We start from the raw sequence: 23,882 nt of genomic DNA, 5'->3' as shown, positions 1-23,882 counted from the left end.
TATTTTCAACTAGTTATTACCCATTTTTTATGGTTATATAACTATAATACATATTATCTAAATAGTCATATATGTAATGAAAGATTCATTTGCAAAAACAGCAGAATCACTCCGCCAAAGTTTCAAAGGATATTTGCGATCGCTTAACCGTTGGTTGTTAAATACACCAGAAAGGGCACTCTTAGAAGCTTACCAGGCAGCTCAGAAAATTAAAAGCATTGAAGACGAACATTTCGATTACAAAAAAATATCCCCACAGTCAGGAAAATATACTGAAAATGTCATGTCTTATTGGCAAGTATATCTCAACAAGAACCTAACTATTATTAAAATCAGGCTGGCAGAATTCCAACTTAGTCGGGGAATTATCAATATTTCTAACTCTGTTTTGTTAGAGAAACTAAAGGTTATTGATGAAGTCGTAGAAAGATATGCTATCAAAGATGAAATCATTAACAATAGCCCATTAGAATCAACTTCTCAAATTATCACAAATAATCGGAACGTCATAAAAAGACAGCCAAAGTCATCTAACATCAATAATATTGATGTTAAACCTCCGACTCAAATAAATGGGGTAATTCCGGGTTCTATTGGCAGAACAATTCATAAAATTCAAGAAGATTTTGCACCCCAAACAGAAGAAGAATTTCTCAGGAATTATCGCATTTCTAAAAGTAGAACAATAATTGCCTTGAGATTTTTGGTAATTCTAATTATTGTACCGCTTTTAACTCAGTTTTTATCTAAAGAATTTTTAGTAAATCCAATATTACAAAGAGTTAGAGGAGATAATATAACTCAAATTTTTATCAACTCTGACATGGAAAAAGAAGCTCTCCATGAGTTACATAATTTTCAACAATCACTAAGATTTGAATATTTGCTTAATCAAGCGCCGCCACTTTCTTCAGAGTTAACACAAGAAAAAATCAAAGACAAAGCTGTTGAAATATCTGAAGAATTTCGCTTAAAAAGTAATAGCAATCTGGGTAATGTTTTTGCTGATTTAATCTCACTATTTTCTTTTGGGATAATTATCGCTCTGAGCAAAAGAGAGATTGTGATTCTCAAGTCTTTTATGGATACCATTGTCTATGGTCTTAGTGATAGTGCTAAAGCTTTTTTGATTATTTTGTTTACAGATATATTTGTAGGATTTCACTCACCAGATGGCTGGGAAGTCCTTTTAGCAGGATTAGCAGAACATTTAGGTCTACCAGCCAGTAGAAATGTCATCTTTTTCTTTATTGCTACATTTCCGGTGATTTTAAACACTATCTTTAAATACTGGATATTCCGCTATCTCAGTCGTTTATCTCCTTCAGCATTAGCTACATTAAAAGAAATGGACGAGTAATAGTCGCTTTGCTCCAAATTAAAAATTAAAAATTAAAAATTAATGATCCCCATAAATTGATTTATGGGCTTGTATCCTTTTCGTTTTCGGTCATTGGTCATTAGTATTAATGGCTTTAATTTTCCCATCACTTTTTATGAAAATGAACAAAGCGATGTTTTCGTGTCTTTGTGATGAGTTAATAGACTTATCCTTAATATAAACAAAGTGGGATAATAAAAAACGGAGTAAAAATTATATGTAGATAATATGACAAACCCTTTAGCAAGAATTGAATCACATCCCCACGAAGCAAAACGATTAATAGGGATTAATTATGACCAGTTTTTAGCATTGGTATCCTTAGCGGAAAAAAGGCATAGAGAGAAACAAGCAGAAATTGAAAAAAATAAAGTTCGGATTATTGCCAAGGGAGGCGGACGCAAACCAGAGATGTCACCGAAAGAAGGAATATGCTTGTGTCTAGTTTACCTCAGACAAAAACCAATTTTTGAAATTTTAGGGTTACTCTTTGATATTTCCAAAACAAAAGCGAATGATGCTTTTAACTATTGGGTAGATATTTTGAGAGAAATTTTACCAGCATCTCAAATAGAAGAAGCGTCAGTAGATAGTCAAAAATATCAAGAATTGCAGCAAATGCTGTCCGAGTATGAATTAATTGTTGATAGTGCAGAACAGGCTACAGCGAGACCTGTAGACTATCAAGAACAAAAAGATATTACTCTGGTAAGAAAAAAATGCATACTCTAAAAAACCAGTTTATTGTCTTACCAGGTGGTGAAGATATTGTAGATATCTGTGTGGGAATGCTGGGAAAAACAAGTGATATTAATTTATTTCGAGATACTCGGAATAAATTTGCTGACTCACAAAGGTTTATAGGTGATAAGGCCTATATTGGAGATGATGCCATTACCACACCTCATAAGAAACGAAAGAATACAGAAATTTCGGAATTCCAAAAACAAGAGAATAAACAACTTTCGTCTCGCAGAATTGCCGTTGAACACATGATATGTCGGGTAAAAATATTTCGAGTAGCCTCGGAAAAATTCCGTCTCGCTCGTCATCGATATAGTCAGGTAATTCTGGCAGTTTGTGGGCTGATTAGGTTAAGACTTAATCGCTTAGTATCCTTAACCATTAATACTTAATTTTTTATCCTGAAATTGATTTCATCGTTTTGTACTTTTTACTCTAATTTTAATTTTTTGTCTCAGAATGCCGCCAAACACCTATTTTCTCGTAGAGTAAGATAGCGATCGCCTATTCAATCTGAATTGCTCAAACCCATTCACAGTAAGCATTTACATTTTGCGGATAAGTCTAATGAATTAATTACGAATTACGTAGCTTGCTTCTCGCCAGAGGCGAGTATTACGAATTATTTTGGTACATTTGCCTCCTGATTCGCTAGGCTATGTATATCCTGGTTTTTCTGAAGCATGCTATGGATTTTGAAAGCAAAGCCAATGACCCAAGTCCTAGAGACAACATAGAGTTTGCTCAACCAACGACTACTCGTAAGCCACTACAGTTATTGCGAGATATTGAGGCTTTGCTACGTCGTCCAACTGTAGCAACACTAGCGCCGATTTTGCCACCAAAACTGAGCAATAGATTTCAAGTAACCTCATCTTTGGCAGATGAATCCTTTAAGGAACTGGCAGAAATTGACCTAAATACTATTAGTGATTTTGAATTACGTCCGGCACGAATTCTTGTTGGCTTGAGCCTTGTCGGCTTTGGGGCACTCATGATATTAGTGCTGCTGCTATACTTAAACACACTGCATCCAGAACTCAGTACAGTTGAGAAAATTCGGCAATATTGGTATCAATATATTTGGTTTGTCAGCTTAGGTGTCACAGGGATGTTTGTTTTGGGCCGTGAAGCAATGCGCCCTATGCCAAAGCGACGAAAATAATTGATTAATAAATTATAATTTTCAGTAATTAATACTTACAAGTATGCTTGGCTATTAATTAGCCATTAGGAGATTTTATATATGAATCATGATGCTTTCATTGTTCCGCCAGGTTCAAAGATTTCTCTGAAAAAAAACTATGACCCAGCTTATAAGACTGATTTTCATGAAAAAAGTGATGCTGCAATCAAATTACAGAAAGACATTGAACGACTAGCTAATTACCAAAATATTCTCTATGCTCAAAACACCTATTCTTTGTTAATTATTTTTCAAGCAATGGATGCTGCTGGCAAAGATAGCACTATTAAACACGTGACTTCTGGTGTTAACCCACAAGGATTTCAGGTGTTTAGTTTTAAGGGGCCAAGTGCGGAAGAATTAGACCATGATTATCTATGGCGTTCAATGAAAGCTCTGCCAGAAAGGGGTCGAATTGGCATATTCAATCGTTCATACTATGAAGAAGTTTTAGTAGTTCGTGTCCATCCAGAAATGCTGAATAAACAGCAACTTCCCCACTTCCCAGAGGGAAAAAAGATGTGGAAACAACGTTTTGAAGAAATTAATAATTTTGAAAAATATTTGGTAAACAATGGTGTGATTATCCTGAAGTTTTTTCTAAATGTATCGAAATCAGAGCAGAAAAAACGCTTTTTAGAACGGATAGAATTTCCTGAAAAGAATTGGAAGTTTTCAGATAATGATGTCCGAGAACGAGCTTTTTGGGATGATTATATGAATGCTTATGAAGAGGCTTTTAACAACACTAGTACTAAATGGGCCCCGTGGTATATTATTCCTGCCGATCGCAAATGGTTTACACGCCTGACTGTTGCCAATATCATCTGCACAAAACTAGAAGAATTAAATCTGCAATACCCGACAGTTAGTGAAGAACATAAGCAGCAACTTTTAGAGGCGAAACGCATTCTAGAGGAGGAAGATTAACATAAGCTGTTGTGATTATAGTTTGCAGATTGAGGCGGCAGGGGAGCAGTTCTTGCTGGGAGCAAGGGAGAGGATTTACAGGTTTTTTCTAATCATGCTTGTGATGCAATTTGCAGGCGCAACAGCTTATCAACGTGATAGGTAAAAGCAAAAAAGCTGAAGGTAGTTCGGATATACTGTATAATTTACTTAAGTAAGGATAAAAATTGTAACTTTATTAATGCTATCTGTAACTCAAGAAGTTAGGCAGATAGTCGTAGACGGAAAATCATGATTCAGATGGCAGAAAATGCCAACAATCATCCACCTCAGTTTACTAATACTGCCTTTGATATAGTAGCGATCGCAGCCTCAGCAGGCGGTCTGACTGCTCTAGTTAAAGTGCTATCAACTCTACCTGCAAAATTTCCAGCCGCGATCGCCATTGTGCAACACCTTGGCCCCCAACACCGCTCGTTCATGGCAGAAATTCTCAGTCGGCGGACGGCTATTATCGTCAAACAAGCACAAGAAGGAGATTGTCTGACCCCAGGAACGGCTTACGTTGCCCCACCCAATCGTCACTTGTTGGTTAACAGTGACGGCACTCTTTCCTTATCACAGTCGGAATTAGTAAATTTTTTACGTCCTTCGGCTGATTTATTATTTGAATCGGTTGCAGCTATTTATCAAGATAGGGCGATCGCTATTGTACTAACTGGAACAGGTAGCGATGGCGCTACAGGAGTAGAAGCGATTAAAAAAATGGGCGGTACTGTTATCGTTCAAGACGTAAAAAGCGCCGAATTTTCCGGGATGCCCTCGGCTGCAATTCAAACTGGCAATGTAGATTTTATTCTCCCCCTTGATAAAATTTCTAGCAGCCTTGTGAGTTTGGTTGTAGGAGAATTTAACTAAGCCCAGAAGAAAAGAGGGCGGGGGAGCAGCGAAGATATATTTTAGAGTTCAACCAACTTAGTGTCAACATAGTTTCTATGAGTCTTTGATACTCCTTAATAAGGTTTAGAACCGTTAATGAGCCTTTGATACTCACAGACTCAGATCGGAACTCCATTCCTTTGCCACCTGCTCGTTGCCTCTACCCTATGACTTCTGCCGAAAGAGATCCCAAATTTGAAAATCTACTGATTTATCTCAGACAAAGCCGGGGATTTGATTTTACAGGCTATAAACGCTCGACTTTGATACGTCGGGTACTCAAGCGGATGCAGTCATTAACTATAGAAAATTTTGAAGAATATCAAGACTATCTAGAAGTTTATCCAGAAGAATTCAATTATCTTTTTAACACTATCCTAATTAACGTTACTGCTTTTTTTCGAGATTCATCAGCTTGGGAATATATCGCAGAAGAAATACTGCCTAATCTGATTAGAAATAAAAAAACTTCTGACCAAATTCGCATCTGGAGCGCTGGCTGTGCTTCTGGAGAAGAAGCTTATACTCTGGCAATGTTGATGGCTGAAATATTGGGAGCAGAGGAATTTCGCCAACGAGTGAAAATCTACGCTACAGATGTAGATGAAGATGCTCTCAACCAAGCGCGTCTTGCTATATATTCAGCCAAAGATGTCCAAACAGTGCCAGATGAACTGCGCCAGAAATACTTTGAAATTGTCGGCAATCGCTATGTTTTCCGCCAAGATTTGCGTCGCTCAGTGATTTTTGGTCGCCACGATTTACTTCAGGATGCGCCCATTTCGCGCTTAGATTTACTGGTCAGCCGCAATACATTAATGTATTTTAATTCTGAGACTCAAGGACGAATTCTGGCCCGGTTTCATTTTGCACTCAACGATAATGGCTTTTTGTTTTTGGGAAAAGCAGAGATGCTATTGATGCATTCTAGTCTGTTTCTACCATTGGACTTAAAAAACCGGATATTTACTAAAGTATCAACGGTGAATCTACGCGATCGCCTTTTAGTTATGGCAAATTCAGTAGATGATGAATCTAGCAGCCGTTTGGCTAGACACCTCCGGTTGCGAGACATGGGTTTTGACACAGCCCCAATCGCCCAGATAATCATTGATATAAATGGCACTCTGGTAATGGTAAACGAGCAAGCGCGGACTTTGTTCGCCCTTTCTCCCAAAGATTTAGCTCGTCCCTTCCAGGATCTAGAACTTTCTTATCGGCCGGTTGAATTGCGATCGCTAATTGAACGGGCTTATACTGAACGCCGCCCTGTGAGCCTCACAAATGTAGAGCGCTATTTATCTAACACAGAAACCCAATATCTGGATGTACAAATTACGCCTTTACAAGAAACAGACACCAGTTTTTTAGGGGTTAGTATCTCCTTTCATGATGTCACCCGTTATATTCAACTCCAAGATGCCCTGCAACGTTCCCAACAGGAATTAGAAACTACTAACGAAGAACTCCAATCTACTAACGAAGAATTAGAAACTACTAACGAAGAACTCCAATCTACTAATGAGGAATTAGAAACTACTAACGAAGAACTGCAATCCACCAATGAAGAATTGGAGACGATGAATGAAGAACTCCAATCGACTAATGAAGAATTACAGACAATTAATAACGAACTGAGCGAGCGCACCACAGAACTTAATCGCACAAACATTTTTCTTGTCTCTATTCTCAAAAGTCTCCAAACGGGAATAGTGGTAATTGACAGCAGCTTTAATATCTCTATTTGGAATTACATGGTAGAAGATTTATGGGGCTTGCGGACTGATGAAGTGATTGGAAAGTCTATCTTCAGCCTAGATATTGGGCTACCTGTCGAGCAGTTGCGATCACCTATTCGCGACTCTCTATCCGGGAAAAAACAGTTTCAAGAAATGATCCTCGATGCTACCAATCGTCGGGGTAGGCAAATAAAATGTTACTTGGCAATAACTCCGCTACTTGGCATTGAAATGCGAGGAGCAGTTTTGATGATGGTAGATATAGAGAGAGTCAATAGTATGATTTCTACTCAAGAAATAGAAGAACGGCAGCAACAGGAATAACAATTAAAAATTAAAAGTTAAAAGTTAAAAATTGGGATTTAAACCTCGACTGTAGCAAGCTCCCCAGGATAACTGATGCTGCTATATGATGTAGAGGTATTCCAATACTTCTCGGTTAAGGGGAAAAGGGGAAAGGGAAAAGGAAAAGAAAAAACCTTTAACCCAAACCCAGTACCTTTTAACCCAAACCCGATTCCGAGTTAAAAATGCAAAACCCGAGAAGTATTGAGAGGTTTTCAACCATTTAATTTAGCGATAAAAATGCTGAAGGGTATTGTATTAATCTCTTGCTCACTCTGGTCGCTTTACTGAAGCAGAGGTCAGTTTTCCTTCTGCGTTTCTTAAGCAAAGCAATCATCGGAGAAAACTACAAATGACTAAGGAAAATTTTAAACAAGCGATTGTCGAAGCGCATCAACGACTGGAAAATCTCTCACAGCTTGCAAGTCTGGCGGCAGAGAAATATATAGGACAGGATTCCCCTAGAGAGCTTTTGCAACAAGCGATGACCGAAATCTCTATTTCTCTGGAAGAGTTACAGCAACAAAATGAGGAATTGATCGCTACACGCAATTTGGTAGAAGCAGAAAGCCAACGTTATTACGATTTATTTAACTTTGCCCCAGATGGTTACTTGCTTACAGATGCTACTGGAATTATCCAGGAAGCTAATTATGCTGCGGCTAAGTTATTGAAGGTGCGCCAGTCTTACCTGATTGGTAAACCACTGGCTGTATTTGTGCATCAGACAGAACGGCAGAAATTTCGTCAAATTATGCTGCAATTGCAACAGCAGAGGCAAATCCACAGAGAAGAGTTACAGATTTTTCATGAAGAAGGAAGTACAGACTTTCCCGCAGAACTAACAGCGATCGCTGTGCAAGATAGTCAGGGTAAAACTGGAAACTTGCGCTGGTTATTTAGAGACATTAGCGAACAGCAAGCTGCGCTACGCGATCGCCATCAGCAAGATCAGAAAATTCGCGAACAAGCTGCCCTATTAGACATCACAACAGATGCAATTATTGTAGAAGATTTGCACAACCAAATCTTATTCTGGAACCAAGGCGCAGAGAAGATGTACGGCTGGCAAGTTCAGGAAGCTCAAGGAAACAACGCCTGGGAACTTTTATTCAAAAAAACCTCACCTCTACTATTAACGGCTCAGAAAACTGTTATTGAGCATGGAACATGGCAGGGAGAGTTGCATAAATTTAGAAAAGATGGTGTGGAAAGAATTATTGCTAGCCGCTGGACGTTGATGCTTGATGCTGTCGGCTTGCCTAAATCAATCCTGATTATTGACACCGATATTACCGAGAAAAAACAACTCGAAATTCAGCTATTGCGTAGTCAACGTTTAGAAAGCTTAGGCACTCTCGCTAGCGGTATCGCTCACGATCTCAACAATCTTCTCACTCCAATCATGGGAATTGCTCATCTGTTGCCCCTAAAATATCCCCATCTTGATGACGTTTCGCTGCAAATGCTGAAGATACTAGAAACCAATGCCAAACGAGGCGGTGATTTGGTGGGGCAAATTTTGTCATTTACCGGTGGTTATGAAAGAGAACACACAATTGTGCTTGTATCGCAACTCATCGAAGATATCAAGCAGATAGCCCAACAAGCATTTCCCAAATTGATCGACATCAAAATAAATATAGCGCCAAATGTCGGGATGATTGTCGGAGACAGTACTGCACTGCATCAGGTGTTAATGAACCTAGTAGTCAATGCTCGTGATGCTATGCCTCATGGCGGTAAACTCTGTATTTCTGCCGCCAAGGTGTTCATTGATGAAAACTATGCCAGGATGCACATTGGCGCAACAGTTAATTCCTACGTGAGGATTACAGTTACGGATACTGGAGTTGGCATTCACTCAGAAATTATCGATCGGATTTTTGATCCCTTTTTCACCACTAAAGAAGTGGGTAAGGGTACAGGATTGGGTTTATCTATATTGATGGGCATTGTTAAAAGCCACGGTGGTTTTGTGGAAGTAGCCAGCGAGGTAGGAATTGGAACAAAATTCCAAGTATACTTGCCAAGCAAGGAGGGTAGCATTTCTCAAGTAATAGATGAGATAGAACTGTCAAGAGGCCACGGAGAATTGATTTTAGTTGTCGATGATGAAGTAGCTATCACTCAGATCGCCAAAACCACACTAGAATTCTCTAACTACAAAGTATTGACTGCCAAAAATGGTATTGAGGCCATTGCTCTGTACACCGAGCATAAAGATGAAATTAAGCTAGTGCTGATGGATATGATGATGCCGTTAATGGGTGGAGAAACAACCATCAGCACCCTGCAAATCATCAATCCACAAGTGCAAATTATTGCTATGAGTGGATTAGCTAAGTCTGAGGTATTGGTACAAACTATGGGTATTGGTATCCAAGGCTTTTTAGTGAAACCTTTCACCGCCAATGAATTATTGAGCGTTGTTCAAACAATCTTCCGTTAAAATCAATTTGCTAGGATACTTCGTTAAATTAAAATTCTGGAGTTTTGTGACTCTGTGCTTACTCAGTTACCGACTATCAACGTTCTAAAACAGCCTACTAGTTTTGCTTGGGTTGAACAAGCGATCGCTAATTTAGATATTATTTTACTCGACCACTCCCACTGTGAACGCAAAGCCGCAGGCGTGGCCTTAAACATGATGTTTCGCTACCCTTCCAATACTAAAATGGTGCGAGAACTAACTGCGATCGCCCGCGAAGAACTAGAACACTTTGAACTAGTTAACCAATGGTTAGAACGCCGGAATATTCCCCTAGCTCCCCTACCACCGCCTCCCTACGGCGCAGGTTTAAAAGCTGCTGTACGCCCCAAAGAGCCTGAGCGATTTCTGGATTCCTTGCTAGTCACTGGTTTAATCGAAGCTCGCTCTCACGAACGCCTGGGACTACTAGCTGCTCACTGTCCAGAGCCAGAGTTAGCAAAATTTTATCGTGGTCTAATGGCATCCGAAGCGCGTCACTACGGTATATATTGGGTTTTAGCTGCTACTTACTTCGACAGAGAAATAGTCATGCAACGGCTTGATGAATTGGCAACTGTCGAAAGCGAGTTGCTGGCGACTTTGCACCCAGAACCTAGAATTCACAGTTAGTAGACCAAGGGAACAGATATGAAGCTTCAGTTAACACACCTGAGACTACTTGTCTCAAACTATAAAGATTCTTTTCTGTTCTACCGGGATCTGCTAAAGTTTGATGTCGATTGGGGCGATGAAGATAGCGGATATGCTGAGTTTAATACCGGATATCTCAAACTAGGTTTGTTTAAAAAAGAATTAATGGCTGAAGTAGTCCCCAGAATTGAACAGCCTTCTTATGTTGCTAGTCGAGATAAAACTGTTTTAGTTTTCGCAGTCGATAACGTGGATGAGGTCTATGAGCAAGTAAAAGCTCAGAATGCGATCGTTGTGACTGAACCGCAAGATCGCTCAGACTGGGGAATTCGTACAGCTCATTTCCGCGATCCTGATGGCAATCTCATCGAAATCTACAACAATCTCGGAATTGTCAGTTAATTACAGTTTTGGTATGTGTCACGTCTTTCTGCTAAAAAGCCATCCTTCCAAAATATCTTAGGACAGCATTTCATTAATTCGTAGCAAATTAAATTTAGCAATACCCGACAATGTGAATGCATCGACTTGCATTGTTAAAGTATCGGCTGCGTTGGCAATCCTTGAGTGGAATTCAGGTAAGTTTAAAAAACTTAGCCTATCACATTAAAATTCTATTTACATAAATCAATACAGTTCAGATAGAGCTACAAAACCCTTGTATATACGGCGATTTATCGCGTCTCTCAAAAACCCAAAGTTGTTGCCAGTAGCCCTTAACTAAACCGTATTGCTACATAAATTTGCCTTGTTTTTAGCAAATTTTATATAAATTCATCTTTTATTAACTACCCCTAAGTTAAATAAAGCATTACCCAAATTTAATCAAAATCAAATATTTTTCTTTCAGCATTTAAGTAACCAAACCGTTTTCATGACATTTTCAAGACGTAAATTCTTTGCAATAGCAGGTACTACTGCTGTGGGCACTTTAATGGTGTCCCCTATGGAAGGTCTTCTTGCCAGACAAGCTTTTGGTCGAAGATTTGGTAAAGGATATGGGCCGCTTTTCCCCGGTGCTGATGGAATTTTAGAATTACCAAGAGGATTTCAGTATCGAGTTATATCTCGTACAGGTACTTTGATGAGCGATGGCAATCTAGAGCCTAGTAATCATGATGGGATGGCAGCTTTCCCTGGCCCCAGAAATACAACAATTTTGGTTCGCAATCACGAACTAAGTAACAGTACTGGCACTCGTCTACCAGGAGTAGAAGTGCTGAATCCCTACGATCCTATATGCAGAGGTGGCACTACAACTCTAATTGTTGGACGCGATCGCCAGTTGATCAAAGAGTTTGCTTCTCTCGGTGGAACCATTCGTAACTGTGCAGGTGGTCTAACTCCTTGGGGTTCATGGATTAGCTGTGAAGAAGATACAACTATACCGAGTCTAAGTAATAGAGTCACCAAGCCACACGGTTATAACTTTGAGGTTCCAGCTAGCGCCACCTCTCCTGTAAACCCAGTGCCTCTAGTTGCTATGGGACGGTTTAATCATGAGGCTATAGCTGTAGATCCCAAAACTGGGATTGTCTATCAGACTGAAGATAAAGGAGATAGCCTCTTCTACCGTTTTATCCCCACAGAGTATGGCAATTTAAAAGCAGGAGGCACTCTCCAGGCTTTGAGGATTAAGGAGAAGCCTCAGGTTAACACCACCACCGGTTTTGTAGTTGGACAGAAATGGGATGTAGATTGGGTAACTATTCCTGAACCAAATCCCACGACTGTAGATAATGTCAGATCCCAAGGTCGTGCTTTAGGTGCAGCCCAGTTTAACCGTGGGGAAGGCATTTGGTACGATGACAACCAGGGCAAGAAAGACAAAAACGGCAAGGATGACGACAAGAAGAGCAAAGGTGAATTTTACTTCACTGCTACAAGTGGCGGCCCTGTAGGTGGTGGTCAGGTATGGCGCTACATTCCAGGTAAAGAGACAATTGAACTGTTTGTTGAATCTCAATCTAGAGATGAGCTAGACATGCCCGATAACATAGTTGTGGCACCTTTTGGCGATCTCATTCTCTGTGAAGATGGCGGTGGTGACAATTTCTTAAGAGGTGTTACACCCCAAGGTGAACTCTATGATTTTGCGCGTAACGCCTTAAATGATAGCGAATTTTGTGGAGCTTGCTTTTCACCTGATGGTGATACTTTGTTCGTCAACATTCAAACCCCTGGTATTACTTTAGCTATCTGGGGCCCTTGGACAAGTCATCGAGACTAATTTGAACCTCGCATGACTATATTGCTGAATCATCTTTGGTAAGCAGACAAGGGGAGGGGAAGAAAATTCTCCTCCCCTTGTCACTTTATCAAGAAGCAGGGTGGTTTCATACAAAGAAAGAAAAAACTCTATCGAGTTGGTTGGAGAGTGCGCGTTGTGCTTGAGGAATAGTTCGGAAACCGAGTTTGCGTGCGATCGTAATAAAAAAGTTGTGTAAGATAGACCAATTCACAGGGGCATTGCCACCACGCCGTAGTGGAAAGTCTTCTTTGAATGTCACATCTCTTACCCAATGAAGTCGATTTTCGATTCCCCAATGCCCTTGAATGTCGGCAAGTAACTGTTGAGCTTCGAGATATTGACTACAGATATAGAATTGACGCTCGTAAAATGGCCGACCATTGCGCTCACCCTGACGCTCGACAACAATAAAAGTTTTGAGTCCAGACCATTTTTTTTGAATTTGTTCGGGGGCAGCAAAAACCTTGCACTGACGTTGAACTAGCCGAGAATGAACATTCTCTACAGTTGTGGCACTGCTAAGTGGAACATCTTGTTGTAACTCGGTTTGAGCCATTTTGTAGAGTGTCGGTTGATTTTCTTTTAATCCAATCAGGTAGTCATTGCCACTATTGACAATCAGTGATACAGTTTTTTTTGGCAGTGTAGAGCATCAAGTGTAAAAACGACTTGTTGACCACAAAACTCGAAGATTAATTGTTTTACGATCGCTACTTCACTAATTTTTTTGTTGGACATTGGTTGCATCCTGAGTACAATACCTCGTTCATGACTATAAACCGATACTGTACTGATAAAGTTTTGGTAGGACTGACTGTAATCTGTGACTGTGCAACGAATGCCTTTTCCGTCAATTGCCAATCTTTCTCCTGGCATCGGTGGAACAAAAACTAACGCCCAATTATTAAATAAGTCGGTGAATGGCTGAAAATCTACTGTTTTGAGTACTCGTCGGAACGTTGAATAGGATGGAAACTTCATTGTTTCATCTAGGTTTAACAGCTCAATTAAGCTCCGTCTGTGTACTTTGGTAAAATCTTCCAGTGGCCGGTAGCCCCAATACCCAGTCATTGCTCCGAGCAATATGAGCAATAATACCAACCATAATTCATGCCTTCGTCCTCGGATGTGTCTATAGTCTGGGACTTGCTGCAATTGTTCGACGAGATTCATACTTGTTAGTTATCCATTTTTCTCCACCCTCTATAAATCATTATTATTTTTCTCTCGTTGTATGAAACCACCCTGTTGTCACTTTATCAAGAAGGGGGAAGGGGGAAAGGTAAAAACCGTACTGCGTCCCGCTCCGCTAACGCCCGCAAGTGGCGCGAAATAATCCAAATTTTATGAGGAAGGTAAAAACCTTGCCCACAAGTGGCGCGACCTGTTCATCCCTTTCCCCTTTCCCCTTTAACCTTTTCCCTTTTTTATTGACACCTTGAGAGTGTCGTCTAAAATAGACTCTGCCATAAAAGCTATTTGCTGGGTAAATTGGGATATAGATGCGGAAAATTTTTCTGTGTAAACTTGACCAGCAAATGGTAATGAAAAACTATTATCAAGATTTTATAATTCGTGATTGGGTGAAAAGCGATCGCACAAGAGCCGCTGAAGTTATCAGTTATGTATTATCAGAATACGGTTTGGGTTGGGAACCAAACGGTGCTGACCGAGATGTGCTGCGAGTAGAGGAATATTATTTAGCTACTGGGGGAGAGTTTTGGGTAATTGAACACCAAAGCCAGTTAGTCGGTACTGGAGCATACTACCCCATACACCGAGGCGAAAAAGCTGTAGAAATCCGCAAAATGTATCTTTTACCCAGCATCAGGGGTTTGGGATTAGGGAAATATTTGTTACAACAGCTAGAAGCAGCGATCGCAAAGCGTGGTTTTCAGGAAATTTGGATTGAAACCGCCAGCGTTTTGGTGGAAGCAGTCAAGCTGTATGAAAGCAACGGCTACACCCCAGCAACGGGGGTAGAAACAACAAGGTGCGATCGCGTGTATGTGAAGTCATTGGTCAATGGTCATTAGTCATTGGTCAAAGACTAATTACTAATGACTAAGGACAATTCTCAATGCACATTTGGATTAAAAATCTCACAAGTTTACTCAATCTTTTTCTCCAATCCCATTGCCCCCTATGTCAACGCTCAACTTCTCAAGAATTCTGCCAGAACTGCACCAGACAATTACAAAAATGTCAACGTAAAGACCCAATTTCTCTATGGCAAGAGCCAATACCAGTTTTTGGCTGGGGGGAGTATGGTGGCCCGGTGAAACGAGCGATCGCGGCGATGAAATACGAAAATCAACCCCAAATAGCTCGTCCTTTGGGTCAATGGTTAGGAGAAGCATGGTTGTTAAATTCACCGAGGCGAGATAGCCAGCCTGTGGTAGTTCCCATCCCACTCCACGCTGGCAAACAAAAGCAACGTAAATACAATCAAGCCGCACTGATCGCACAAAGCTTCTGCGAAATAACTGGATTAAAATTAAAACTAAACGGTCTAGTAAGAGTGCGAGAAACTGAAGCGCAATTTGGTTTATCGGTATCTAAACGAGAAAAAAACTTGGCTCAAGCTTTTGCTGTTGGGCAAGAATTTCGCCATCATCCTCCAAATATCCCAGTGCTGTTAGTGGACGACATTTATACTACTGGTGCTACTGCCAGGTCTGCTGTGCAAACACTTCGTCAGTATGGAATTGTAGTCTTAGGATTAGTAGCTGTAGCCACTGCTGTCAAAGACGGATGAAGGATTGCCTTCCTTGATAAATTGACCGTGCCAATTTTAGATTTTAGATTTTAGATTTTAGATTTTAGATTATTTCGGTTCATGCCCCGCTCCTAGTGAGCGGAATAAATCCAAAATCCCAAATTTAAAATTATAATGCCCCGTACCCTTGTAGTCGGGGTCAATCCAAAATCCAAAATCCAAAATCCAAAATCGATTGACCGAATTACCCTATTTTTGTAGAAAAATTGCTTGAAATGTATGAATAAAGTTTTTGCGGCAGGTTTAAAGCAACTCATCATCATTCCTGCCACATTGCTGGCAATAGGCATAAGTATAAGTGCAGCTTTTGCTCAAAATAAGTTGTATAGTCCAATTCCTTTATCTAACAGTACTGAAATTACTGATAGTCTCTCAGACAAAGACATTCCCACAGGTCAAGGTGGGTTTGCTCGTGATTACACAGTGAAGTTACAGAAGGGCGATAATTTAGCTGTTGACCTGTCATCTGAAAACTTTGACAGCATCATCACACTACTAGCACCTGATGGTTCGACTCTGGCAGAAAATGATGATGGCCCTGATGGTACTAGCAATTCCCTACTATTTACTCGCATCGTAGAGACAGGGAATTATGTGATTCGTGTCCGGTCTTTTGGGGAAACTGGGGTTGGGGCTTTTAAACTCAAGGTGACAAAGTTGCAACCAATTAAATGAGTGCTGAGTTAGGAGTTAGGAGTTTGGAGTTAGGAGTTTGGATTTTTCACTCCTCACTCCTAACTTCCTACGGCGGTCAATACGCAGAGAAATAAGGCTTCAGTCCACTCGACGACTGCGCCGTAGGTATCTCCGGTGTGCCCGCCTAGTTTATGGTTGAACCATGCACCGGTTAAAGTGGCGATCGCACTTCCAGCAATTATCATTGCCAGTGCGAGAAATAGCTGCTGTTTATCTATCAGCCAAAGTAAACCACTCAAACTAAACAACAACAATAGTCCTGGTAACAAATCTTTGTAGGAACGAATGGCTTGTTTGTGAAATGCGCCTTTACCAGTTGCTTTCAGATAGGGATATCGGGCGATCGCTAGTTGCTGTCCCCAACGTCCCCAACCACAAGCAGCCATTAGCAACAAGCAACGGTTTTCTGGCATATCTGTCAAGGCGGTTATTTTTAGTATCACCAAGGCGATCGCAGCCATTGCCCCAAAGGCTCCTGTGGCACTATCCGCCATCACCTCCAATCGCCGATCTGGGTCACCCACTGCCAAACCATCGGCAGTATCCATTGCCCCATCTAAGTGCAATCCTCCTGTGATGCCAATCCAAACACTTACTACCAAAGCACTACGAGTTAACACGGGCATACCAATATAATCCATCCCCGTATCCACTAACCCTAAAATTCCCCCAATTATCAACCCGACAAGTACAACAAGACGTGCCACTCCCCGAAAATCCAATCCGCTCAAATACGGCAGTGGAATAATTGTATAAAATATAATACTAGCTGCCAGCTTTAACAGCAGCTTTTTCCACCACTGTTGCTGTTTCGTCATCGGAATAACATTAATTTTTGGTAAACTGCTGGATAATAATCTTGATTTCGTACAACCGACATGACCAAACTTTAAAACTTTAGATAAGATTTACTTCTATCAGACATTCTCCTTGAAAATTTTGTTATCCTGGTCTAAGTGGTAAGTAAATAATCTTAGGTAGTTTTTATACAAAAACGAATGATTTAGGAAGTGAAAATTCCATCAGGGAGCAAAATTTATATTTTGTATTCGTTAACTAAAAACTTCCTCCAAATTATTAGACGATTGCCCCATAAAATTGATATTTTTTTAAATGTAGGGAGTAAACAAGCTACTCAATTATGACAGTTTAGCTATGTTGTTGCTCTCCTTAGCTCAATCGCCATTTTCCTATGAGTCACCATCTACCCGACACCAGGATACCAGCTCCGTGCATTATTAACACGGGCATCATTGTGAATAAGCTCGACATCCGGCGATTGCTGGCAGATTTAGGTCGAGTCCACTACATCTACACCCAAGAAGATAAGGTACTGAGCGAGGGTGAAGGGGATGTGATGGAAGTTTTTGCCAATCCACAAAGGTCTACCTTAGTGGCTAACCGTGCGCTATATCTGAATGTTTGTAGTTTTGATTATTTGGAACTCAAGCAGTCACCGCAACAAGAAACCTACTTCGATCTGATGCAAGAAGGAGTGTGTCTGCGGTTAATTCCCCGCTCAACCCCTTTACAAGAGCGACGAGAGCGAAGCTTCAATGTCAGTGCCATAGAAGCGATGATGGAACAAGTACTCTCAGCCAGGTGGGATGCAGAAATTGACGATGATTGTTCTGATTCTTTCTAAATAACAATTATTTTGAGTATATACTCGTAAAGTTGGTAACTAGGTTAGTAGTGAATGCTTAAGTATTCACTAAAACTCAATTACCAATTTTTATAAGAAGAATTCAGAACTCAGGAGTCAGAATTCAGTATGAATTCTGTACGAGTGGGTGATAGCGCCGGCGGCAAGCGAGTATTTTCGAGTCGCGTCTGAAAATATTGGTTAAAAGCGAGTGGAATGGTGGGCGAAAAAAAATTAAAATATTCTCGCCTGAAAACTCTATCCCTTTATGGGTAAGAGTATTCTGAATTCTGTATTCTGACTCCTGTTTTATTTTTGTCCATAATTTAGCCAAATAATATTAATTTTGCCCTAATACCATTTGGTTTTATGGCTGCTAGTTATGGATTTCTGAAACTCTTCATCAATTAGCGTTTCACAATCCAAAATCTAAAATCCAAAATGGTATGAGTGCGAATTTTTCTTTTCAATGTCTTGCTTGCTGTAGCCAAACCAAAGCTAGAGCCGGAGTGTTTTTCACCCCTCACGGTCTTGTCGAAACCCCCAGATTTATGCCAGTGGGAACGCTGGCAAATGTCAAAACTATTACCCCAGCCCAGCTACGAGATACTGGGGCGCAAATGATCTTATCCAATACTTATCATCTTCACCTACAACCAGGGGAAGCGATCGTGGCTGGGGGTGGTGGGTTGCACAAATTTATGGGGTGGAACGGCCCAATGCTCACAGATTCGGGTGGGTTTCAGGTCTTCAGCTTAAGTGAGATGCGAAAAATTACTGAAGAAGGTGTAACTTTCCGCTCACCCCATGATGGACGAATTATTAACTTGACACCAGAACGCTCCATTGAGATTCAAAATACTTTAGGGGCAGATGTGATTATGGCCTTTGATGAGTGTCCACCCTACCCAGCGACTCGCGAAGAAGTGGAAACCGCAACTGACCGCACTTATCGCTGGTTAGAACGTTGCATAACGGCTCATCAAAATAGTGAGCAGGCTTTGTTTGGAATTGTCCAAGGGGGCGTGTATTTAGATTTGCGTTGCCGTGCGGCTGAAGCTTTGGCTAAGTTAGATTTGCCCGGATACGCCATTGGTGGCGTAAGTGTGGGAGAACCACCAGAAATGATGGCTGAAATTGTCAAAGTGACAGCACCGCTTCTACCCCCCGATAAGCCGCGCTACTTGATGGGTGTAGGTACTTATCGGGAAATGGCGATCGCGATCGCATCTGGTGTAGATTTATTTGATTGTGTAATTCCCACCCGTTGGGCGAGACATGGAACGGCGATAGTCCAAGGCGGACGCTGGAATTTAAAAAATGCTAAGTTTCGTGAAGATTTTACGCCCTTAGATGAAACTTGTCACTGTTACACTTGTCAAAATTTTAGCCGTGCTTATATATCTCATTTAGTGCGATCGCAGGAAATTTTGGCTTATACCTTGTTGAGCATTCACAACATTACTGAGCTAATTCGCTTTACGCAAAAAATTAGAGAAGCAATATTGAGCGATCGCTTTGTGGCAGAATTTGGACACTGGCTCAACTCATCTGAATCAGCACCAGATGAGGGGGAAATTACAAATGACTATTGACCAATGATCGATACTCAAACCATGTTAAGATACTTCTCAATTATGAAAGCTGTGTTGGATAGTTGGATTTAAACAAACATGGAAGCAGCACTTTTATTAGCAAAACTGCCTGAAGCTTACCAAATCTTCGATCCTTTGGTAGACGTTCTCCCAGTCATCCCCGTATTCTTCTTGTTGCTTGCTTTCGTTTGGCAAGCAGCCGTAGGATTTAGGTAAGTTAATCTATTTTTCAATTTATAGGACAGGTATTCTACCTGTCCTATTTTTTGTGATGCTATATTTGACAAAGTTAACATTTATTAATATTTTGTAATGAATTAATATAATAAATATGATCTTAATCAAGCCATGTCAATATGAAGCCTTGAAAGCCAAGCTTACAGTCAAGGAGGAGTCTAGTTATGGGTAATATCAAATTCGTTAAAGAGAATAAAGAAGTAGTAGCGGCAGATGGTGCTAATCTCCGGCTCAAGGCGATCCAAAATGGCATTGATATATATACATTGATTGGCAAGATGACCAATTGTGGTGGTAATGGTCAATGTGGTACTTGTGTTGTGGAGATAGTCGAAGGACTAGCAAATCTTTCCCCCCGCACAGACGTAGAAAACCGGAAATTCAAGAAAAAACCGGATAATTACCGCCTTGCCTGTCAAACTTTAGTGAATGGCTCAGTCAGCGTAGTCACGAAGCCTTAAGTTATTTTGTATCCAGTCAGTAGTCAAAATACTTACCAAGATTGAGTAAACTCAATTGAAATTTTGAATTTTGAATTTTGAATTGGTATAACTCGGTCATCGATAATGGTATCCTAATGTTGTTGACTGGAAATTTAAGAGAGGCTTTCTTGCTATGCAAGTTAATGACCTGGGGTTCATAGCGAGCATTTTGTTCGTACTAGTCCCCGCTGTGTTTTTACTAATTCTGTACATCCAAACTGCTAGCCGCGAAGGTGGAAAAGATAGTTAAGAGTTTGTGTATAAAATAAATAACCCCTGCACCAATAGTGTAGGGGTTTTTATTTATCAACTTAGTGCTGTTAGCACATGCTGAGGTATTCAAGACAAGACAAATCTTATTTTTTTACTATCCTAGTCCAACAATTCTTATACTCAACACTATTTACCTTAAGCGATTGTCCGCGCCAACAATACCGGACAAGTAGCATTGACTCGAACATAGTCAGACAAGGAAGATCCGATGAGTCTGTCTATATCAACAAAACTCTTAGCGATCGATGGACGGCGATCTGGAGAACCGAGCAATAATAAGTCTATATTCAACTCTTCTGCCAACCGACAAATTTCTTCACCAGGTTTACCACTGCTGATATAAGAACGAGATTGGATACCTTGTTTTTCTGCTTCCGCAACTGCGGCTGCTAAAACTGGATTTTTATCTGAGTTAACCTTGGTTATTTCCGATTTTTTTCCACCTAAATCTGTACTAATATTTGCCAAAATTAACTCGCCACCTGGAATATCTCGCAGTAAAAACAGTGCCAATTTCAAGCAATTTTTTGCTGAATCAGAGTTGTCTATTGCCACCATGATGCGCTTAATTCTTTTAACATAAATGTCGTCTTTTACTAGCAACATGGGGCGAGAAGATAGCTGGAAAACATACTGACTGACTGAATTCGATAAAATCGATTGCAGCCGCTTCAGTCCGCGTGAACCCATAATAATCAAGTCGGCATCGATTTCATCAGCTACTTGGCAAACTACATCTTTGGGGTCGCCTTCCCGCAAAATTGAAGAAACCTGGCTAGGATCTAAGTTCAAAGTTTGAATAGCATTCGCCAGAATTTTACCACCATTTTCCCATTTACTTGTCATGGTAGCAGCAGTACTTTGTGCCTGAACAACATGCAAAATTGTGACTTTTGCAGATTGAATTGAAGGGATTTCTTTCAGGGTTTTGAGCATTTCTTCTGCGTGTCCCAATCCTGATACAGCCAGCAAAATTCTTCTTATCATATTACGTATTTTTTGTGAAGTTTACTTTTTTTCGCTGTTAGTACTTGGCTTTGGTCGGATTTTCACCACCTTGCTCGATAACCTAGTTAGTAAGTTGACACAAATAAACTTTGTCCTTTTAGTATTTAATACTCCAATAAATGGTAATATATAAAAAACTAAACAAATGTTTAAGTTTATTTGCACATAGTTACTTAAACTTTTAACTAGATTTCAACTATTAAGTATACTCTCAATTTAGCCTGAAGTACTTAATAATTTATGGTGTTAGTTATCATTTTTAATCTATGTTCACTTTTTTTAATTAGAAGTTAGTTAAGTATTGCAAAGAAATGCCAAAAATAACTCTTTAGTAAAATTGATTCAGTGTAGAATTGAACAGGCGATCGCTATTGCCTAAAATAGCGTAATCTCCTCAATAATCTCCCGTATTTTCCGTATTTTTTAAGGCTATTATCCTTTTGGTAACTCAGATATAATTTCTATCTATATCCGAACACCAGAGAAATGCTGACACAATAGCATCCGAATCGGATTTCATCCTATATTGAAACCCCCCAAATATAATCTGAGGGGTTTGTTTGATTAGTGAGATTTGCTTAATTTAGATGCGCTCCTGGTTGTCCGTTTTGGACTACAAAGGAAGCTAGGGTTTTGACAGAGGCATTTAAGTCAACAATGCTTGAGACAACGCGGTAGTCACTTTGCCAGCGTTTTGGAGTCAGGTTGCAGCGGACGTATCCCCGGTAAGCACCGTTAAAGAACTTAGTATGAGGATTATTAGGTAGAGCAGCTTGAGATGGAGCGATGAATGCAGTCGGAAAGTCAGAGGTAATTGAAGTTCCGACAAACTCAGTGCCTACAGTTGGTGAGCTTGGGTTATTGAAGTCAAGCTTCAGATCGTGTACCCAACTAGAATGGATGTCTCCGCTAATTACCACAGGATTAGAAGGTTGACGCTGGTTGAGAAAACTCAGGAGCCGATTACGTGCAGCTACGTAGCCATCCCACTGATCCATATTGAAGATACCTGGGCCTGGACTGCTATTGAAATTGTACTGGGCAAACATCACCTGTTGAGCAATCACATTCCAGCGCGATCGCGACTGGTCTAACCCTTTTCGTAGCCACTGCTCTTGTTTTGAGCCGGTCATTGTCGCATTGGGATCAAAAGCTCCGGGGCATTGAGGCTTAAGTCCATCATCACAAGGTTGATTAGTGCGATATTGCCTCGTATCTAGTACATTGAACTCAGCTAAATTACCAAAAGTCAAGCGCCGATAAAGCAGCGCATCTGGTCCCTTGGGCAATGCAGACTGACGTAGGGGCATGTGTTCATAGTAAGCCTGGTAGGCATTGGCTCGCCGTTTTCTAAAAGCCTCTTGGGTTTGATTGTCTTCGGGGCTTAAGTTGGCGTAGTTATTATCAACTTCGTGATCATCCCAAGTGACAATCCAGGGAAAAGCCGCATGAGCAGCTTGGAGACTCTGGTCTGTTCTGTATAGAGCGTAACGATTACGGTAGTCGGAAAGAGTGATGATTTCTGGACTATTATGCTGACGTGGGCCACCGGGCAGTGGCCCGTATTCATAGATGTAATCACCCAAATGAACTACAAGGTCGAGATTTTCCTCAGCCAAATGCCGATAAGCCGTATAGTAGCCATTTTGCCAGTCTTGACAGGAGACAAAAGCAAAGTTCAGTTGTTGGGTATAACTATAAGATGCTGGGGCTGTGCGAGTCCGCCCAATGGGGCTAACTTCGCTACCCACTTTAAATTGATACCAGTACCATCGATTAGGGTTTAGCCCACAGACATCAACGTGGACTGAGTGGGCTAACTCTGGTGTCGCCAGTGCTGTTCCTCGCTGCACTACCTGTCTCATATTTTCATCAAGGGCGACTTGCCACTGCACTGGCACATTTATCAATGGCATTCCACCTCCAGAGAGTGGATTTGGAGCTAGTCGTGTCCAGATAACAACAGCATCCGGCAAAGGATCGCCAGAGGCAACCCCAAGACTAAACGGATAGCCAGAAAACCTTGGGGTAGCCAATACTGGATGCAATTGGCTAGCTACTGTTAACCCCGTTAAGAATCCTGCACCCAACAAAAAATTCCGCCTTCCGCACCGATTTACTAGCAGGCGTGTACCATCCATAAGTTCCATATTCACCCCTTCCCAGATGTAAATACAGTTGGCAAATTTTAGGAGGGTCAGTTGCGAAAAGCACAAAAAAGGCTTGATTTAACTTGTCTCCTAATTGCTGCTCAACCAAATACAAGGAACCTACCAAGCCAGGATCAAGTAGAAATTAAGATTTTGTTAAATTTAAAACCTCACAACCCCAAAGAGCTAAAGCTATGCTTTATTTCCCTGAGAGTTTATCTACAGTCTATACACAAGTCCTAAAATATTTGCCTGGTGAAATACAAGCCTTTGTAGACAAGGTTTTGGATTGAGCAAGCTAATTATTGATAGTATCAGCTTATTGATTACTTATAATGCAAGCTCAAAGATTTTGAAAAATATTACGAATTACGTTAGCGAGTATTCGTACTTCTACAG

General features: G+C 40.6%; 22 protein-coding genes and 1 pseudogene. 19 read left to right on the top strand and 4 right to left on the bottom strand.

The window, feature by feature from the left end:
• Nucleotides 1-76: 76 nt before the first annotated feature.
• From FD723_RS26480 to FD723_RS26435, 11 genes are all read left to right on the top strand, one after another.
• Nucleotides 77-1,360, top strand: a complete 1,284-nt coding sequence (locus FD723_RS26480; RefSeq protein ID WP_179068027.1) for a proton extrusion protein PcxA — start codon at nt 77-79, stop codon at nt 1,358-1,360.
• A gap of 249 nt (nt 1,361-1,609) precedes the next feature.
• Nucleotides 1,610-2,113 carry a transposase family protein gene (locus FD723_RS43080; protein ID WP_256874931.1) on the top strand — a complete coding sequence of 168 codons (504 nt, stop codon included), beginning with the start codon at nt 1,610-1,612 and terminating at the stop codon, nt 2,111-2,113.
• Nucleotides 2,101-2,517 carry a transposase family protein gene (locus FD723_RS43075; protein ID WP_256874853.1) on the top strand — a complete coding sequence of 139 codons (417 nt, stop codon included), beginning with the start codon at nt 2,101-2,103 and terminating at the stop codon, nt 2,515-2,517. Before FD723_RS43080 ends, FD723_RS43075 begins: the two co-directional genes overlap by 13 nt.
• A gap of 296 nt (nt 2,518-2,813) precedes the next feature.
• Entirely contained in the window at nt 2,814-3,290 is a 477-nt protein-coding gene (locus FD723_RS26470; protein WP_179068026.1) for a hypothetical protein, read from the top strand.
• Between the two features lie 81 nt (nt 3,291-3,371).
• Nucleotides 3,372-4,241 (top strand): polyphosphate kinase 2 family protein, encoded by an 870-nt coding sequence (locus tag FD723_RS26465; RefSeq protein ID WP_179068025.1) that lies wholly within the window; start codon nt 3,372-3,374, stop codon nt 4,239-4,241.
• A gap of 270 nt (nt 4,242-4,511) precedes the next feature.
• The gene (locus FD723_RS26460; protein WP_179068024.1) at nt 4,512-5,138 is read left to right on the top strand and encodes a chemotaxis protein CheB; all 627 of its coding nucleotides are present in this window, start codon (nt 4,512-4,514) and stop codon (nt 5,136-5,138) included.
• Between the two features lie 188 nt (nt 5,139-5,326).
• Complete coding sequence (locus FD723_RS26455) at nt 5,327-7,222, top strand: CheR family methyltransferase (RefSeq protein WP_179068023.1); 1,896 nt, start codon at nt 5,327-5,329, stop codon at nt 7,220-7,222.
• A gap of 373 nt (nt 7,223-7,595) precedes the next feature.
• Complete coding sequence (locus tag FD723_RS26450) at nt 7,596-9,695, top strand: PAS domain-containing sensor histidine kinase (RefSeq protein ID WP_179068022.1); 2,100 nt, start codon at nt 7,596-7,598, stop codon at nt 9,693-9,695.
• A gap of 54 nt (nt 9,696-9,749) precedes the next feature.
• Nucleotides 9,750-10,346 carry a tRNA-(ms[2]io[6]A)-hydroxylase gene (locus tag FD723_RS26445; RefSeq protein ID WP_179068021.1) on the top strand — a complete coding sequence of 199 codons (597 nt, stop codon included), beginning with the start codon at nt 9,750-9,752 and terminating at the stop codon, nt 10,344-10,346.
• A gap of 18 nt (nt 10,347-10,364) precedes the next feature.
• Nucleotides 10,365-10,769 (top strand): VOC family protein, encoded by a 405-nt coding sequence (locus tag FD723_RS26440; RefSeq protein WP_179068020.1) that lies wholly within the window; start codon nt 10,365-10,367, stop codon nt 10,767-10,769.
• A 472-nt stretch (nt 10,770-11,241) separates the two neighbouring features.
• Complete coding sequence (locus tag FD723_RS26435) at nt 11,242-12,597, top strand: alkaline phosphatase PhoX (RefSeq protein WP_179068019.1); 1,356 nt, start codon at nt 11,242-11,244, stop codon at nt 12,595-12,597.
• 106 nt (nt 12,598-12,703) lie between these two features.
• Here the strand turns inward: FD723_RS26435 and FD723_RS43070 are convergent.
• A pseudogene (locus FD723_RS43070) lies at nt 12,704-13,791 on the bottom strand (ISAs1 family transposase).
• Nucleotides 13,792-14,162: 371 nt separating this feature from the next.
• Between FD723_RS43070 and FD723_RS26420 the strand changes: the two are divergent.
• The 3 genes from FD723_RS26420 to FD723_RS26410 all read left to right on the top strand — a co-directional run bounded on the left by FD723_RS26420 (nt 14,163) and on the right by FD723_RS26410 (nt 16,072).
• Nucleotides 14,163-14,654, top strand: coding sequence for a GNAT family N-acetyltransferase (locus FD723_RS26420; protein WP_179068018.1), 492 nt, complete (start codon nt 14,163-14,165; stop codon nt 14,652-14,654).
• 44 nt (nt 14,655-14,698) lie between these two features.
• On the top strand, nt 14,699-15,376 hold the full coding sequence (locus FD723_RS26415; protein ID WP_179068017.1) for a ComF family protein: 678 nt from the start codon (nt 14,699-14,701) through the stop codon (nt 15,374-15,376).
• Nucleotides 15,377-15,616: 240 nt separating this feature from the next.
• A complete protein-coding gene (locus FD723_RS26410; protein WP_179068016.1) occupies nt 15,617-16,072 on the top strand; it encodes a PPC domain-containing protein in 456 nt (151 codons plus the stop codon).
• 59 nt (nt 16,073-16,131) lie between these two features.
• On the opposite strand, the gene cobS is transcribed toward FD723_RS26410, so the two are convergent.
• Nucleotides 16,132-16,911, bottom strand: a complete 780-nt coding sequence (cobS, locus tag FD723_RS26405) for an adenosylcobinamide-GDP ribazoletransferase (protein ID WP_179068015.1) — start codon at nt 16,909-16,911, stop codon at nt 16,132-16,134.
• A 374-nt stretch (nt 16,912-17,285) separates the two neighbouring features.
• Here cobS and FD723_RS26400 point away from each other — a divergent pair, with 374 nt between their 5' ends.
• From FD723_RS26400 to psbM, 5 genes are all read left to right on the top strand, one after another.
• Nucleotides 17,286-17,738 (top strand): hypothetical protein, encoded by a 453-nt coding sequence (locus tag FD723_RS26400; RefSeq protein ID WP_179068014.1) that lies wholly within the window; start codon nt 17,286-17,288, stop codon nt 17,736-17,738.
• A 446-nt stretch (nt 17,739-18,184) separates the two neighbouring features.
• Nucleotides 18,185-19,333 carry a tRNA guanosine(34) transglycosylase Tgt gene (gene tgt / locus FD723_RS26395; RefSeq protein WP_179068013.1) on the top strand — a complete coding sequence of 383 codons (1,149 nt, stop codon included), beginning with the start codon at nt 18,185-18,187 and terminating at the stop codon, nt 19,331-19,333.
• 78 nt (nt 19,334-19,411) lie between these two features.
• Nucleotides 19,412-19,549: a photosystem II reaction center protein K gene (locus tag FD723_RS26390; RefSeq protein WP_006195022.1), complete on the top strand. Its 138-nt coding sequence runs from the start codon at nt 19,412-19,414 to the stop codon at nt 19,547-19,549.
• A 185-nt stretch (nt 19,550-19,734) separates the two neighbouring features.
• Nucleotides 19,735-20,031, top strand: coding sequence for a 2Fe-2S iron-sulfur cluster-binding protein (locus FD723_RS26385; protein ID WP_179068012.1), 297 nt, complete (start codon nt 19,735-19,737; stop codon nt 20,029-20,031).
• A 154-nt stretch (nt 20,032-20,185) separates the two neighbouring features.
• A complete protein-coding gene (gene psbM / locus FD723_RS26380; protein ID WP_084227279.1) occupies nt 20,186-20,302 on the top strand; it encodes a photosystem II reaction center protein PsbM in 117 nt (38 codons plus the stop codon).
• 158 nt (nt 20,303-20,460) lie between these two features.
• On the opposite strand, the gene FD723_RS26375 is transcribed toward psbM, so the two are convergent.
• Together FD723_RS26375 and FD723_RS26370 are read right to left on the bottom strand one after the other, a co-directional pair.
• Nucleotides 20,461-21,312 (bottom strand): universal stress protein, encoded by an 852-nt coding sequence (locus FD723_RS26375; RefSeq protein WP_179068011.1) that lies wholly within the window; start codon nt 21,310-21,312, stop codon nt 20,461-20,463.
• Nucleotides 21,313-21,911: 599 nt separating this feature from the next.
• The gene (locus FD723_RS26370) at nt 21,912-23,483 is read right to left on the bottom strand and encodes an alkaline phosphatase (RefSeq protein ID WP_179068010.1); all 1,572 of its coding nucleotides are present in this window, start codon (nt 23,481-23,483) and stop codon (nt 21,912-21,914) included.
• Between the last annotated feature and the right edge of the window lie 399 nt (nt 23,484-23,882).

It is taken from the genome of Nostoc sp. C052 (assembly GCF_013393905.1).
In the GTDB taxonomy this organism is placed as follows: domain Bacteria; phylum Cyanobacteriota; class Cyanobacteriia; order Cyanobacteriales; family Nostocaceae; genus Nostoc.
The sequence above is the reverse complement of the archived record's forward strand: the minus strand, read 5'-3'. Positions and strand labels throughout refer to the sequence as shown.

What these genes read in the sequence shown, in the direction of transcription:
- FD723_RS26480 (WP_179068027.1), top strand. Translation starts at nt 77, where the DNA reads ATGAAAGATTCATTTGCAAAAACAGCAGAATCACTCCGCCAAAGTTTC.
- FD723_RS43080 (WP_256874931.1), top strand. Translation starts at nt 1,610, where the DNA reads ATGACAAACCCTTTAGCAAGAATTGAATCACATCCCCACGAAGCAAAA.
- FD723_RS43075 (WP_256874853.1), top strand. Translation starts at nt 2,101, where the DNA reads ATGCATACTCTAAAAAACCAGTTTATTGTCTTACCAGGTGGTGAAGAT.
- FD723_RS26470 (WP_179068026.1), top strand. Translation starts at nt 2,814, where the DNA reads ATGGATTTTGAAAGCAAAGCCAATGACCCAAGTCCTAGAGACAACATA.
- FD723_RS26465 (WP_179068025.1), top strand. Translation starts at nt 3,372, where the DNA reads ATGAATCATGATGCTTTCATTGTTCCGCCAGGTTCAAAGATTTCTCTG.
- FD723_RS26460 (WP_179068024.1), top strand. Translation starts at nt 4,512, where the DNA reads ATGATTCAGATGGCAGAAAATGCCAACAATCATCCACCTCAGTTTACT.
- FD723_RS26455 (WP_179068023.1), top strand. Translation starts at nt 5,327, where the DNA reads ATGACTTCTGCCGAAAGAGATCCCAAATTTGAAAATCTACTGATTTAT.
- FD723_RS26450 (WP_179068022.1), top strand. Translation starts at nt 7,596, where the DNA reads ATGACTAAGGAAAATTTTAAACAAGCGATTGTCGAAGCGCATCAACGA.
- FD723_RS26440 (WP_179068020.1), top strand. Translation starts at nt 10,365, where the DNA reads ATGAAGCTTCAGTTAACACACCTGAGACTACTTGTCTCAAACTATAAA.
- FD723_RS26435 (WP_179068019.1), top strand. Translation starts at nt 11,242, where the DNA reads ATGACATTTTCAAGACGTAAATTCTTTGCAATAGCAGGTACTACTGCT.
- FD723_RS26420 (WP_179068018.1), top strand. Translation starts at nt 14,163, where the DNA reads ATGAAAAACTATTATCAAGATTTTATAATTCGTGATTGGGTGAAAAGC.
- FD723_RS26415 (WP_179068017.1), top strand. Translation starts at nt 14,699, where the DNA reads ATGCACATTTGGATTAAAAATCTCACAAGTTTACTCAATCTTTTTCTC.
- FD723_RS26410 (WP_179068016.1), top strand. Translation starts at nt 15,617, where the DNA reads ATGAATAAAGTTTTTGCGGCAGGTTTAAAGCAACTCATCATCATTCCT.
- cobS (WP_179068015.1), bottom strand. Translation starts at nt 16,911, where the DNA reads ATGACGAAACAGCAACAGTGGTGGAAAAAGCTGCTGTTAAAGCTGGCA.
- FD723_RS26400 (WP_179068014.1), top strand. Translation starts at nt 17,286, where the DNA reads ATGAGTCACCATCTACCCGACACCAGGATACCAGCTCCGTGCATTATT.
- tgt (WP_179068013.1), top strand. Translation starts at nt 18,185, where the DNA reads ATGAGTGCGAATTTTTCTTTTCAATGTCTTGCTTGCTGTAGCCAAACC.
- FD723_RS26390 (WP_006195022.1), top strand. Translation starts at nt 19,412, where the DNA reads ATGGAAGCAGCACTTTTATTAGCAAAACTGCCTGAAGCTTACCAAATC.
- FD723_RS26385 (WP_179068012.1), top strand. Translation starts at nt 19,735, where the DNA reads ATGGGTAATATCAAATTCGTTAAAGAGAATAAAGAAGTAGTAGCGGCA.
- psbM (WP_084227279.1), top strand. Translation starts at nt 20,186, where the DNA reads ATGCAAGTTAATGACCTGGGGTTCATAGCGAGCATTTTGTTCGTACTA.
- FD723_RS26375 (WP_179068011.1), bottom strand. Translation starts at nt 21,312, where the DNA reads ATGATAAGAAGAATTTTGCTGGCTGTATCAGGATTGGGACACGCAGAA.
- FD723_RS26370 (WP_179068010.1), bottom strand. Translation starts at nt 23,483, where the DNA reads ATGGAACTTATGGATGGTACACGCCTGCTAGTAAATCGGTGCGGAAGG.